The organism is Sphingobacterium detergens, assembly GCF_003610355.1.
Lineage (GTDB): Bacteria > Bacteroidota > Bacteroidia > Sphingobacteriales > Sphingobacteriaceae > Sphingobacterium > Sphingobacterium detergens.
This window is the reverse complement of the sequence record NZ_RAPY01000001.1, coordinates 2,465,005-2,478,642: the sequence shown is the minus strand read 5'-3', so window position 1 is coordinate 2,478,642 and position 13,638 is coordinate 2,465,005. Positions and strand designations below refer to the sequence as shown.

The following is a 13,638-nucleotide window of genomic DNA, read 5'->3' as shown; positions in this document are numbered from 1 at the left end:
AAGTTATGTCAAAATTAGAAGCATCAACAGAAGTAAAAAAATCAATTCATGCAGAACAAAAGCAATTTAGTTCTAAAGATTTTCATCAGACCTTTGCAAGACCTACCTATGTAAGACCTTCACATGTCATCCATAAGAATGTTGAAAACGCTGGAGTACACAATCAATTCTCAGCAGAAAGAAAGCATCCCGTTTTCTTTGTAGACTTACCAAGCAAAAATGTCAGTTTGACGATCGGAGGACTATTACCCGGACAAAAAACGCATTTACATCGCCATACCTATGAGACTGTCCTGTATGTGATCGAGGGCAAAGGTTGGACCAAAGTGGAGGATGAAATTGTAGAATGGGAAGCCGGCGATGCCGTTTATATTCCGTCCTGGGCTTGGCATCAACACCAAAACACCAGTGATACCGAAAGTGCAAAATACATCGCTTGTGAAAATGCGCCACAACTGCAAAACCTAGGGGTTGCCTTGCGCGAAGAAGAAGGAAGAGATTTTTAGTTCAGCATACATTAAAATAGAAACCATATGGATAATGTACCATTTAAAGGGATAATCGCTTATCCTGTTACGCCATTCGACGACAATGAGGTCGTGGATATCCCTTTGTTTAAAAAGCAGGTTGAACGTTTAGTTGCTGCGGGTTCACATGGGATTGCGCCATTAGGGAGTACAGGCGTACTGCCTTATTTGAATGACGCAGAGAAAGAAGCTATTGCTGAAGCCACCATGAAGCAGGTATCAGGGCGTGTCCCTACGTTAGTCGGCGTTTCCAATCTGACTACGGAAAAGACCATTTACCATGCACAGTTTGCAGAAAAAGCTGGCGCGACTGCCGTGATGATTATACCGATGAGTTATTGGAAATTGACCGACGATGAAATAGTAAGGCATTACGATGCCGTGGCATCCAAAATTTCTATCCCAATAATGGCATACAATAATCCCGCAACAGGCGGGGTTGATATGTCGCCAACATTGCTGAAACGCCTGCTCGAAATTCCCAATGTGACCATGATCAAAGAGAGTACAGGGGACATTCAGCGCATGCATTATTTAAGGAAAGAATTGGGAGAGGAAGTTGCCTTTTTCAACGGATCCAATCCGTTAGCATTAGCTGCTTTTACGGCCGGAGCAGCCGGTTGGTGTACTGCGGCTCCTAACCTTATCCCCGAATTGAATATAGCATTGTACGAGGCAATTCAAGTGAATAATTTGGAAAAGGCAAGAAAGCTCTTCTATCAACAGGTTGACCTGCTCAAATTTATCGTAGCAAAAGGGTTGCCGCGTTCCATTAAGGCCGGACTAGATATTTTGGGAATAGGTGGTGGTGGTTTTAAAAGTCCTTTGGGGCCGCTCAGTGATCATGATATCGCAACATTAGAAACTATACTCGCCTCAGTAAAAAGTGAAGAATACCAATATCAATAGAGCAGAAAAACGGAGCTAATGAAAATGTATAACATATTGGCTTTAGGACATCTATTGAAGATTTAAAATAATGATTTTTAAAGCCCGAAATGCTGCGAGCGTTCGGGCTTTGTAAACCGAACTTGTTGTAATTTTATAAGTGAAAAAGTATGAATCTGGACGAAGAATCAAAAACTACCGAAACCGATGCCGAACCATCGGATTGTGTATTAGTTTCATTAACCTTGAATGGAACTATCAGCAAGATCCGCTGGGACAGGAAAATATCCTTGCTTGATGCTATCCTCGATGCAGGGATTGCTGCACCACATAGCTGCTGCCGTGGTAATTGTGGGACTTGTGTGTGCAAGCTAGAGGAGGGGGAAGTGCGTTTGAGACGAAATTTTATTTTGTCAGAAGCTCACCTACAGCAAGGTTTAATTTTAACTTGCGTAGCGGCGCCTGTAAGTAACACAATAAAGATAAACTACGACGAATTTTAGCTATAATAGATTTTTTTTAAGTTGATTGTGTCTGAGCTACTAGCCGACATCTTAGGTTGCTATTCAAGCAGATATTATCTTTACTTTTGTCAAGAGAAATACAGCGATATTAGGAAAGCAATAGAATAACGGTTGTTGCCGAAATTTTGTCGAATGGAGCTGATTGCTCGAGCATGAAGCTTATAAGAAGCTTTAACGGTGATACCTATTGTGTCAGATATCTCTTCGAAAGTCATGCCTTTGACATATTTCAGATACAATATTTCTTTTTGCCGATCAGTAATATTTTCTAATGCATGTTTTAGGCGTTGGCGCGTTTCCTTTAATTCTTCCTTTTTTATAATTCTGGCCTCAAGCGGGAGTTCGAAATCAAACGCGTAAACCTGTTCATCCAAAACATCAAAAGCATACTTATCCTCCTGTCTTTTCCGATTTAAAAGCTCGTTGCGAACAGATCGGTGTAGGTACACCGTCACGTTCTTCACCTCTTTAATATAATTCCGTTTTTCCCAAAAATTGATAAAAACATTTTGTATTACATCTTTAATTAAGTCATCATCTTTTGAAAAACGAAGGGCATATAGAAATAAACTTTTGAAATTGGAATTATAAATTTTCTCAAAAGAGCTTCTATCTCCTTTGAGGAACTTCTCCCATTCAATTTCTAATGTGTTTTCTTTTTGCATTGTTATATGACTGGCTATAAGCCGTGTGACAAATATACAGGTATCTCGCTGGGATTTATAGTCTTTAATTTTACTTTTCCAAGATTGTCATTTGTAACCTGAAACAACATTTGAATTGAAAATAAAATTTTTGTAACGATTATTTATCAATAGTTACCTTTCAATATAGGATTTTATATCCAATACTCACTATCAGTCAGGGGATTCGATCGTTGCCAGATGTTGTGGCCTTGCATTTGACCATAGTGATCAGCAGGCTTTATCCGATTTGATTGCCCTGTTATAATATTGTCTAATATGAGGTTAAAATTTAAATAATTATAGCTCATTTAGAGTTTTTTATATTTTTTATTTTTTTATGGGTGACAAAAGTGATTTATGGTGTCTTTAATATAACGACCAAAAATTATATAACTAAGGCTGAAATTTTGTAAGCATAACTAAGTCAATTTTTGACCAATATATTAAACCAATATAAACGTTTTTTTAATGAGAAAGATAACTATAAAGGATATTGCTGTTGCTTTGAATAAATCACAAAGTACTGTTTCAAAAGCGCTTGCTGGCCGTGAGGATGTGAGTGCCGAAACCAAAAAGCTGATCATCGACTATGCAACCAAATTTAATTTCCAAAAAAATAAATTTGGAAGCAGTTTAAGGACTGGTAAGTCAAAGCTTATTGGGGTTCTACTTCCTGACATTACAGATAAGTTCTCTGTATCATTATTAAGTGAATTGGAGGATGAACTTTCGGAGACAGATTATAATTTTATCTTAATGCAGAGTAAAGGAGACATAAATATAGAAAAACGTTGCATTGATAAATTATTTGATCGGGGTATTGATGGGCTCATTATTTTACAAATTGATAAGCATATAAATAGTGATCGACTAAAAGAACTCGAAAATTTAGGGTTGCCAATTATAATGATTGATCGCAATATCGGTCAATTCCTAGGGGAAGTAGAAAAGCTAAAAGTTAATAATTCGCGGTACTCTACTATTAATGGAATAGGGCGAAAAGCCATATTACAAGTCATAACGAATTGTGAACAGAAATAAACAAGATTTTCTGTTTTTTTTCGTTTACACCAAGTCAACAGGGATATTTCAAATTATTGTTGTTACGAAATCGTTTTTGTAGAATCGTTTTCGAAACCTACGCAAACGTTTGATTAAAAAAAATACTTTTTTTATCAAATTATCTATAGAATACTTGCTTAATCAAACCTCAATTAACGAATTAAAATTATGACAAGAAAAACTACCAATTTCTCAGGAGGCACATAAAGTGTGTCACATCTCATTATGTAACAATCAGTAATATAAATCTGATTGCAGTTCTTTTGTTCGTTTGGGATTGGTGAGGTGAAAAGTTAACCTAACCTGATAAACGAATGCAGACCTCTTTGCAGATAGAATTAAACTATCTGACACGCTTTCGTGTCGGACAGGAATTCTTTTGCCAGGAGTTTTTTTAACCAATATAAAACCCTTATTAAAGTATGCTTACATTTAGTTTAGTACGCTTAGTTGAAAGATCTAATAAATTCAAACCGTATTTTTCTATACCTTTCAGTAAAAAATTGCTTGTATTCCTTTGTCTGAGCTTTTTGTTTGCCCTACCACAAGCCTCCGCTCAACGATTAAATTTTGAGTTTAAGAACGCAACATTGGATTCAGCCTTTTCATTGATAGCGGCTCAGACAAATTACAAGTTTCAATATGATAGTCTGGTTATCAAGAATGCGAAACCCCTGAATCTGATTGTTAAGGATGATGAAATCACATCCATATTGCATAAGATTTTTGAGAATCAGCCGGTAAATTATGAATTGAAAGACAATATAGTTATTGTTAAAAGTAGAGATTTACCAAGGTCGCAAACTACGCAATCACCAAGTAATAGATCAAAGGTAGTGACTATTAGTGGAATGGTCGTTGATGAGAAAAATAACCCTCTCAGTGATGTTTCTGTCCGTATTAAAGCGAATGCGCTTTTTGGTACTGTCTCTGGCAAGAATGGTTATTTTACCCTTTCTAATATACCTCGTCGGGCACTTTTGGTATTTAGTTCAGTCGGTTTTGTAAACAGCGAATTTGATCTATCATCACTAAGTGATGAACACTTAAAGAACCTTAACATTGTACTAAAAGCAAATAGTGGCGATTTGGATGAGGTTGTCGTCGTCGCGCTTGGTGTACAAAAGAAAATTAGTGTAGTCGGCGCAATTGCGACCGTCAATCCTCGCGAATTGATTGGACCAACGCGATCTTTAACAAATCAGCTGGCCGGACGTGTTGCCGGGGTCTCCTTTAGCCAAAGCTCAGGTCAACCCGGTAAAGATGGGGCTAATTTTATAATCCGTGGGATAAATTCCGTAAAAGGAAGCAGTGAACCATTGGTATTGATAGATGGTTTACGTCGGAATATTGACGATGTAGATCCCAACGATATAGAAAGCTTTTCAATCCTCAAAGATGCATCCGCAACTGCCGTATATGGATTGGAGGGTGCTAATGGTATCATTGTGATCACAACAAAAACTGGAAAAATTGCTGATCGGCCAAGTGTGAGCATGTTTTTGTCTAGCTCAGTCAATAACGCAACCTATAAACCGAAATGGATAGATGCTGTCCAATACGCAAAAATTAGAAATGAAGCCTTCGCTGTTCGTGGAAAAGATAAACCCTATAGTGATGAAATTATTGAAAAATTTGGCGATCAGGATATGGATTTTTATCCGAATATCGATTGGTACAATGCATTGATCAAACCTAATAATCTTTCACACAAAGGAAATTTTAATATTGGCGGCGGTGGCAATGTCGTCACCTATTATATGTCGGGAGGATATTATATGGAGGATGGAATGTTCCGAGGAAATCTCGAATCTTATAACTCTAATGCAAAATACAACCAATTTAACTTTCGGTCCAATTTGAAGGCCGATATTACAAAAACAACAACATTGGGATTAGGATTCGATGGTAGATATAATAATACGACCGAGCCGGGGCAGGGTACTAATCAAATATTAACAATTATCAATGAGATTAATCCTACCCTTTTTCCAACACAATATTCTAATGGAACAGCCCCGGAAGAACCCGCCGGAACGGTAAATCCGTTTTCTTTACTTAACAAAACAGGTTTTGTCCGAAACTACTCGAATGTGATGTCAACGAACTTAAATATCACGCAAAAGCTGGATTTTTTAACGAAAGGATTGTTTTTTAACGGAATTGCCTCATTTTCAAAAATCAACGACTATAGCCATCAGTATATAAAAGCCTATCAACAGCATCGTCCCGATTTTACGAATAGTTATTTAGGTAGTGGGCGAGATGAGGATGGAAATCTTGTAACGATCAATACTACGCCGGATCTAGATGATAAAATGCGATTTGTATCCGCTCCACCTTCAGGAAATCGCGTAGTCGAAGTGCAAGGAAGTCTAAATTATGCGCGCGATTTTGGTAAGGATTTTACTACCTCTGGATTAATACTCTATAAACAGCGTGAGTTTATGGCAGATGTACCTGCTGGTACGGGATCAACGCTCCTTATAAATGCACTACCCATTCGTGAGCAGTCCATCGCTGGTCGTATAACAGGTGGATATAAAAATAGATATTTCACCGATATTAACTTTGGTGCTTCGGGCTCCCAAATGTTTACTCCGGACAAACGATGGTCGACATTTCCGTCCGTAGGTCTTGGATGGGTAGTTTCCGAAGAAGGATTTTTTAAGACCATTAAACCTGTTGTTAATTTACTGAAATTTCGCGGCTCCTATGGTGTTGTTGGCGCAACTGGTAACGCCTTACGTTTCGGGTACTTAGCCGGTACAGCACCACGTGATGGCTATACCTTTGGGTTTGGAGGCACAGCTTATAGCGGTCAGAATATCCAGGGAATAGGTGAATCTAAACTGGAACAATTAGGACTGACCTGGGAGAAAAACAAAAAAATGAATCTTGGTTTAGAGTTAGGATTATTTAATAGTTTCAGACTGATATTGGATTATTTCAGAAATACACGAGAAGCACAGCTAATTAACCTAAACCGCTTACCTGCCACCTTAGGACTTGTTACAGTACCTCAGGCCAATCTAGGTGAGATGTATGCCAACGGAATAGATCTGGATGTTTCTTACACTAAAAGTTTTGGAGATTTTCGAATAAACTATATCCGCGGAATCCTTACCTATAATGAGAATGTCATCGTTGAAAATGGAGAATTAGATCCAAGAATGCCTTATCAAAGTGGTATTGGACTGGATTGGGGAAGGGGCCTCAATTATATATCATTAGGTCTTTTTAAAGACCAAGAAGATATTGATAATAGTCCGGTACAGACCTGGAATCTTGTCATGCCCGGAGACATAAAGTATAAAGATATCAATGGTGATGGCCTCATCACCCCAGAAGACAGGATCTGGTTAGGAAATACGAACCCAAAATGGACCTATTCCTTAGCCGTTGATTTTAGTTATAAAAACTGGGTGCTAGCGACACGTGTAATAGGGAAAGCCGATATGTTCCGTACGATTAATGGCGGCCGTATCCCGTTCAATGCAAGTGGTAGTAACGGTGCTATCTACCAAGTCGCCTATGACAACCATTGGACACCAGCTTCATACTCAGGTAACCCGGATACTGAAAACCCAAACGCTGTTTATCCAAGACTAGGTGTAGGGTCTGATAATACGAACAATGCACAGCAATCTACCTTTTGGCTGAGAGAAGCAACTTATTTACGTCTCGCGGATATCGAGATTGGCTACAACTGGATTCCAAAAAGTGAAAACATGCCATTTAAAAGTGTCTATCTCTTTATGCGCGGAGACAATGTAGCTACATTTTCCAAATTTAAGGACTGGAATCCTGAACAAACTTCTTCTTACGCTTATCCCCTTAAACGCACTTTTTCATTAGGTGTAAATGTAAAATTTAAGTTGTAAAACCTTTAATAGAGTTGAAAAACAAAACAGTATCTAGCATGAAAAAAATGAGTACAAAAATAATGGCATTAATCTTTATGGTATCCATAAGTGTCAATTTTCAGTCTTGTGATTACCTAGAATCCGAAGAATATTTACATGAAGTAGATAACCTCAATGATATTTGGAAATCAAGAAAAGATATCCGTCAATCATGGGCGGCCTGCTTTGGTTACCTGCCCAATTTTACGGACATGCATAATAGTTGGGCTTTTGCCGGAGCGGGGGACGAAGGCCATTCAGGCTTGGATGTCTATGTAGCGCTGCAACTTTCTCAAAATAAGTATAACGCAGATAATATGCCCGATGCGTTGAATTATTGGACGAAGCTGTATCAAGCCATCAGAGCATGCAATCTATTGCTTGAGAAATCTACCTTAGCAGATGACAAACTATTGAAAGAAGGCGAAGTGGAAGGCTACCAAGCTGATGTCCGTTTTCTACGCGCTTATTATTATTCTCTATTATTGGAAATTTATGGCCCCTTTGTTATTGTCGATAAAACCATTGATTATGCTTCTGGAGATTATCCAACTTCCCGAGCAACCCTTCAGGAATGTGTGAATTTTATTGTAGGAGAACTAGATTTGGTTGGTCAACAATTACCAAATCAGGCGGCTATACTATCTTCGGATCTTGGAAGACCATCAAAAGCAGTTGCCATGGCGACGAAAGCCAGGGTATTACTTTGGTCAGCTAGTCCCTTGGTCAATGGGAATACCGAATACAGTACATTTAGAACCAAAGCTGGTGAACCCTTTTTCAACCCATCTTATGATGCATCTAAATGGCAGGCAGCAGCAAATGCATATAAATCAATTATAGATCTTAATCAATATGAATTATTGGCTTTGCCTGCTAATGAAGGCTATAAGACAGTTCCCCTTGGAAATTTTGTTGGCAATGATGTCCCCTGGCCCAATGGACCCGCAGGTGTAGATCCCTATAGGTCGTTCAAGGCTTTATTTAGCGGTGGCGACCATTATTGGAATAAAGAAGTTATTTGGCAGGTCTCCCGCCCGAATCAAAATGTGAATTTGACAGCCTTAGGCTGGCCCCGCGGACATAAGGCATCAAATTCAGGTATAATATCACGTATTGCCGGCACACAAAAGCTCGTTGATGCATTTTATATGAATAATGGCAAGACCATCGAAGAAGAAAACCGAAAATTATATGAAGACAATGGCGCCTCTAGATCGGCGGACAACTATTACATTAAGGGCGATGGCGCCTCTGATTTGTCTCCGATTCGCACCAATTTCCTAAAAGGCAATGTTTATCCCTCTATTCCTAATCGTGTAATGAATAGAGAAGCACGCTTTTATGCGACATTGGGCTTCCATGGAAGAGGTTTTAAACAAGACGATAAAACAGATCCCTATTATTATGCGGATTTTAGGGCAGAAACAGCCGATGGATATATTGAGACCGATCGCCCCTCTGTGCGCACAGGTTATTCCATCGTGAAATACGTCAATGATGGTGATATGCGAATTGAAGGAACTTTTGAGAAGCAATTTCCAGTTTATCGGCTTGCGGAAATATATTTATCCTACGCTGAGGCTTTAAATGAGTTTCAACCCAATCATCCAGATATTCTTAAATACCTAAATCTGATACGTTTTAGAGCAGGATTGCCGGGGTTTACGGTAGGTAGTCAGGCCGAAGTCCGCGCTTGGATAAAGAAAGAACGGATGATCGAATTTGCATTTGAAGGGAAAAGATTTTTTGATGTAAGACGCTGGAAAGACGCCGAAAGAGTACAGCGTGATATTTGGGGAAATCCAGCCGGTGTCGGTGGACCTGTCTATGGAATGAACTATAAAAAAACGGATATCAGCTTTTATGACCGTACAATCATAGATGGATATTCCTTTAAGAAAAAGGATTACTTTTTCCCGCTTCCTTTTGTCGATGTTTCTAATCACTGGGGAGAACTTGTACAAAATCCTGGTTGGTAAGATAGTCATATTTATAAACTAAGTAAACTGAAAAATTATATGAAAAGACAGCAGTTTTTTACACGTTTTATCATAACGGTTATCCTTTTTCAACTGCTCGGATGCGGAAAATTGGATTACGAGAATAAAGAGTTTTTTAAGCAAGAAATCTATATTGTAAGCGGTGAGTCCACAGCAGCTTCCGAACGGGTCATTACGGCAATTCAGGCCTATACATTTAAGGATACGTTGAAAATTAAAAACGACAACTATGATGTTGATCTGATAGAAGATAAACGCAATGGATCAGTAGAGATCAAATTTAAAGTTGGAGTAGGAGGATCACTTCTGGCAGACAGAGATATCCCAGTACAATTGATGTTTGATGAAGAGGTCTTGGCAGATTATAATACAGAAAACAATACGAAATATTTTATTCCGGGGGCAGATGAATATGAGGTTAACGCTGCCTTTGATAAGGTCGTTAAACTATTTACCGTTGTCATACCTAAGGGAAGCGCCTCAAAGTCGTTAATTTTCAAAATTCCCATCAAGCGTGAAAAAATAGAACAGTATCTGAATTATGCTTTTCCTTTAAAAATAGTCAATGGTGGCGAAATTGCAAATTATTATAACAATTTTATGGTGGGTAATTTGGTCGTCGATATAGACAAGGTCGTCAACTGGTCAGGCTTTCCGATTCCAGAACTACCTGAAGGACGATATCACTCAGCTCGCCTGCAGGGTAATGGAGCGGAGAATACGGTTGGCGGTGTGCACCATACCTACAAGTTCATTACCAAACTTAGTCATGATGGAAAAAATAAAGGGCAGTTTGTGATATGGGGGACAGGGGTTTGGAGTTTTGAAGTTTTTGGTATCCATGGATCAGGCTGGATGTACAATAAATTGTTTTTAAACAATGAGGTTTATGGTACATATACCATGGAACCTGTGTTGCAGGGAGATCCGAATTTTCCTGTCCGGACATTCAATTATTCGACAACGCAGAAAACCAGTATTGACAATTCTTATGATCCGAAAACCAAGACCTTGACATTGCATTATAAAAGTGTCATTGGGTCGGATTATACCGATATCCTTACCTACGTAGATGATAAACTTGATATTAGAAACCCTAATGCTTCAAGTGCGCCACAAAATTGGCAACGAATACGACAGCTAGGATATAAGTATTGGTTACCAATCGATCCTAAATAAGTTTATTCAATTCATTAGAAAGAAGCATATCATTTTTTTATTAATCAATTTATAAACATTAACTTTTTTATTATGTTAAAAAATGCAATTAAATTATGGTTTTTGATAGCTGTTGTTATTTTTTCTGCTTGCCAGAAAAACGTAGTTGTCATGGAAGAAGTGCCGATTGATAGTTTGGCTATTAGTTATGACACTATTCAGGTTTTTAATGAAGTACCCTCTGGGACAAAAGAAGCCAAACGATTAGGGCAACGAAATCCTGCATCCGATTTTACGGCAACCGGATTCTATGTGGCTCCGAATGAAACGCTTACGATCCATGTAGAGCAATTGGAAGATGGCAGTGGTGTTCCGACACTTTTTATTGGAACTTTTTCCAGGTATAAAGCGAAGTGGAATCCTACAGTCGTACCATTAACCGCAGGAATTAATACCATTCAGGCAGATGAGTACGGGGGGCTCCTATACATCCGTTACAATGCAAATGACAATAGTGCACCGACAGGTAAAGTTCAGCTTGAATTTAGAAGTGGCCACCGGCCTGCACCGCACTTTGTCCTTGGAAAGACGACAAATGCACAATGGCAAACGATGTTAGATACATGGACAACAGCTCCAGATGTCATTTTGGAAAGCAACGAAACAATGTTAGTGGCATCCCGTGCCAAAGCATTGGAATATCGGCAGGAAAATCAGCAACAGTTGATGCAAACTTTTGATGAAATAACAAAAGCTGAATATGCCATTAGTGGTATTGACAATTCTTCGGCCCAGCACAAAGAAAATGTTCATAAACTTTTAATGACAGAGACCGATAATACAGATTATTACATGGTAGCAACCTGGTATCGGACTGCGTACATTAGTAGTGTTATGAACGTAGTATTGACTGTTGACGGAGCCCGTAATAATGGCTGGGGACCTTGGCACGAATTAGGACATATGCATCAACAAGGCGCCTGGACCTGGGACGCCCTTGGCGAGGTTACCGTTAATATCTATTCCTTAGCGGTAGAACGGAAAATGGGGCATCCAACCTCACGATTAACTGGGGATAATGTGTGGGTCGATGCGATGGATTATTTGATAATTCCCTATGCGGAAAAAGATTTCAATGCAAGCAGCACTTCACTTTTTGTTCGATTGGCAATGTTCCAGCAATTATGGTTGGCATTTGGCGATAATTTTTACCAGACCTTGCATAAAGAAACGCGAGAAGAGCAAGCTACGTTTTCGACAAGAGAACAACAGATGCGTTACTTTATGTTGAAAGCCTGTACAATCTCGGGTAAAAATTTAAGTGCTTTCTTCCGAAAATGGGGACTTAAAGTGAGTGAATCGGTCTACACAGAAATTGGAAATCTCAATTTACCAGCATCCGCAGAAGACCTTACAAGCAAAACTGACGATCCAAATTGGGAAAATAAATGGCTCGTAGTCGGTTACACCAATCAAGAGACAGCTTCCGAAAATGGGCGAGCAGCAAATATGATCGATGGCAATGCTGCTACCTACTGGCATTCAAGATGGTCAAGTACTCCTGGGACTTATCCATATTTTATCGCTGTCGATATGAAAAAAGATACAACTGTAACAGGATTTACCTTTACACAGCGAAATGGTCCACGAAGAGTAAAAGATATAGAGATTCAGGTAAGTCCGGACAATATAAATTGGAATAGTGAAGGTCAATTTGTGTTACAAGATGTGGTTACTCCGCAAAATATAGCTTTGCCAGCAGTGAAATCATTCCGTTATTTTAAACTTATTTTCAAATCTGCATTTGATGGTACTCAAAATGCAGCGATGGCTGAAGTAAAAGTTTATTAGCGTATTTTAATTAGAGGAGCGGAGATTGGTCTCTTAAACCAATCTCCGTTTGCTTATTTGCACCGAATGTATTTGGTCATCGTTTAAGGATGATTCACAGGATATAGATTTTTAAAGAAGAGACAGAGTGAAATAGCGCTATTGTCAGATTTTTGTTGGATAGCATCCGGTTGAATTTTTCTTCAGCGTCAATTAAGTTTTTACTTGATCGATCTTAACAAAGATCAAGTGGTACAATCTCTATTGATCGTAGCTTTGAAAATAAATCATTAAAATTAAAAACGATGAAAAATTTACTAATCTTATTTTTTTTCTGTTTGTCATTATCAGCAACAGCACAAGTCGCCAACAATAATTCTAAAGCAGGCTTACAAGCTCTCCTAACTCCGGAAAATAGCGTACTGATTTTAATTGACCATCAACCATTTCAATTCGCCGGATTGGGAAGTCATAATTCTCAAACAATTATTAACAATGTCGTCGGACTTGCAAAAACCGCAAAGGCATTTGGCGTTCCAACTCTCCTCACTACGGTTGTTGAAGACTTAGGTGGAAATCTCTTAAAACAACTCCAAGATGTATTTCCTGAACAAAAACCATTAAATAGAACATGGATAAATGCTTGGGAAGACCCAAAAGTTGTTGATTGGGTAAAGAAAACCGGTCGGAAGAAAGTTGTGATAGCTGCTCTTTGGAGCGAAATTTGTCTTGCGATGCCTGCGATTCAAGCGGCGGGAGAAGGATATGATGTGTATGTCGTAACAGATGCTTCTGGTGGAACAACTCTTGAAGCACATGAAATGGCTATACACAGAATGATTCAGTCAGGAGTAACTCCAATCACCTGGGGTGTATTTGGAGGAGAACTTCAACGAGATTGGGCGAGACAGAAAACGGTTCCTGCCATGAATAAAATTATGGTTGAACATCAGGGCAATGTTGGAACAAGCTGGTTATGGGAGCAACAGCTGTTAAATAATACGAAGCAGAAATAATAGTTTTTTAGATTAGTTTCTATTGAATAAGACTTATAC

Annotated in this window: 10 protein-coding genes; 9 read left to right on the top strand and 1 reads right to left on the bottom strand. The window is 38.8% G+C overall.

Going from position 1 to position 13,638, the window contains the following annotated elements; translation table 11 throughout:
- Positions 1–5 precede the first annotated feature (5 nt).
- The 3 genes from DFQ12_RS10610 to DFQ12_RS10600 all read left to right on the top strand — a co-directional run bounded on the left by DFQ12_RS10610 (position 6) and on the right by DFQ12_RS10600 (position 1,918).
- Positions 6–506 (top strand): cupin domain-containing protein, encoded by a 501-nt coding sequence (locus DFQ12_RS10610; RefSeq protein WP_120258890.1) that lies wholly within the window; start codon positions 6–8, stop codon positions 504–506.
- Positions 507–533: 27 nt separating this feature from the next.
- Complete coding sequence (locus DFQ12_RS10605) at positions 534–1,436, top strand: dihydrodipicolinate synthase family protein (RefSeq protein WP_120258889.1); 903 nt, start codon at positions 534–536, stop codon at positions 1,434–1,436.
- Positions 1,437–1,585: 149 nt separating this feature from the next.
- On the top strand, positions 1,586–1,918 hold the full coding sequence (locus tag DFQ12_RS10600; RefSeq protein ID WP_120258888.1) for a 2Fe-2S iron-sulfur cluster-binding protein: 333 nt from the start codon (positions 1,586–1,588) through the stop codon (positions 1,916–1,918).
- A gap of 89 nt (positions 1,919–2,007) precedes the next feature.
- Here the strand turns inward: DFQ12_RS10600 and DFQ12_RS10595 are convergent, their stop codons facing one another.
- A complete protein-coding gene (locus DFQ12_RS10595; protein ID WP_120258887.1) occupies positions 2,008–2,604 on the bottom strand; it encodes an RNA polymerase sigma factor in 597 nt (198 codons plus the stop codon).
- A 489-nt stretch (positions 2,605–3,093) separates the two neighbouring features.
- On the opposite strand from DFQ12_RS10595, the gene DFQ12_RS10590 reads away from it, so the two are divergent.
- The 6 genes from DFQ12_RS10590 (at position 3,094) to DFQ12_RS10565 (ending at position 13,599) form a co-directional block, all read left to right on the top strand.
- The gene (locus DFQ12_RS10590; RefSeq protein ID WP_120258886.1) at positions 3,094–3,666 is read left to right on the top strand and encodes a LacI family DNA-binding transcriptional regulator; all 573 of its coding nucleotides are present in this window, start codon (positions 3,094–3,096) and stop codon (positions 3,664–3,666) included.
- 443 nt (positions 3,667–4,109) lie between these two features.
- The gene (locus DFQ12_RS10585) at positions 4,110–7,571 is read left to right on the top strand and encodes a SusC/RagA family TonB-linked outer membrane protein (protein WP_120258885.1); all 3,462 of its coding nucleotides are present in this window, start codon (positions 4,110–4,112) and stop codon (positions 7,569–7,571) included.
- A 38-nt stretch (positions 7,572–7,609) separates the two neighbouring features.
- On the top strand, positions 7,610–9,574 hold the full coding sequence (locus DFQ12_RS10580) for a RagB/SusD family nutrient uptake outer membrane protein (protein WP_120258884.1): 1,965 nt from the start codon (positions 7,610–7,612) through the stop codon (positions 9,572–9,574).
- A gap of 39 nt (positions 9,575–9,613) precedes the next feature.
- Entirely contained in the window at positions 9,614–10,774 is a 1,161-nt protein-coding gene (locus tag DFQ12_RS10575; RefSeq protein WP_120258883.1) for a DUF1735 domain-containing protein, read from the top strand.
- 72 nt (positions 10,775–10,846) lie between these two features.
- A complete protein-coding gene (locus DFQ12_RS10570; RefSeq protein WP_120258882.1) occupies positions 10,847–12,604 on the top strand; it encodes a M60 family metallopeptidase in 1,758 nt (585 codons plus the stop codon).
- Positions 12,605–12,888: 284 nt separating this feature from the next.
- Positions 12,889–13,599: a hydrolase gene (locus DFQ12_RS10565; RefSeq protein WP_120258881.1), complete on the top strand. Its 711-nt coding sequence runs from the start codon at positions 12,889–12,891 to the stop codon at positions 13,597–13,599.
- Positions 13,600–13,638 lie beyond the last annotated feature (39 nt).

Bases quoted from the DNA above. Each gene is read 5' to 3' on its own strand.
- DFQ12_RS10610 (WP_120258890.1), top strand. From the start codon at position 6: ATGTCAAAATTAGAAGCATCAACAGAAGTAAAAAAATCAATTCATGCA.
- DFQ12_RS10605 (WP_120258889.1), top strand. From the start codon at position 534: ATGGATAATGTACCATTTAAAGGGATAATCGCTTATCCTGTTACGCCA.
- DFQ12_RS10600 (WP_120258888.1), top strand. From the start codon at position 1,586: ATGAATCTGGACGAAGAATCAAAAACTACCGAAACCGATGCCGAACCA.
- DFQ12_RS10595 (WP_120258887.1), bottom strand. From the start codon at position 2,604: ATGCAAAAAGAAAACACATTAGAAATTGAATGGGAGAAGTTCCTCAAA.
- DFQ12_RS10590 (WP_120258886.1), top strand. From the start codon at position 3,094: ATGAGAAAGATAACTATAAAGGATATTGCTGTTGCTTTGAATAAATCA.
- DFQ12_RS10585 (WP_120258885.1), top strand. From the start codon at position 4,110: ATGCTTACATTTAGTTTAGTACGCTTAGTTGAAAGATCTAATAAATTC.
- DFQ12_RS10580 (WP_120258884.1), top strand. From the start codon at position 7,610: ATGAAAAAAATGAGTACAAAAATAATGGCATTAATCTTTATGGTATCC.
- DFQ12_RS10575 (WP_120258883.1), top strand. From the start codon at position 9,614: ATGAAAAGACAGCAGTTTTTTACACGTTTTATCATAACGGTTATCCTT.
- DFQ12_RS10570 (WP_120258882.1), top strand. From the start codon at position 10,847: ATGTTAAAAAATGCAATTAAATTATGGTTTTTGATAGCTGTTGTTATT.
- DFQ12_RS10565 (WP_120258881.1), top strand. From the start codon at position 12,889: ATGAAAAATTTACTAATCTTATTTTTTTTCTGTTTGTCATTATCAGCA.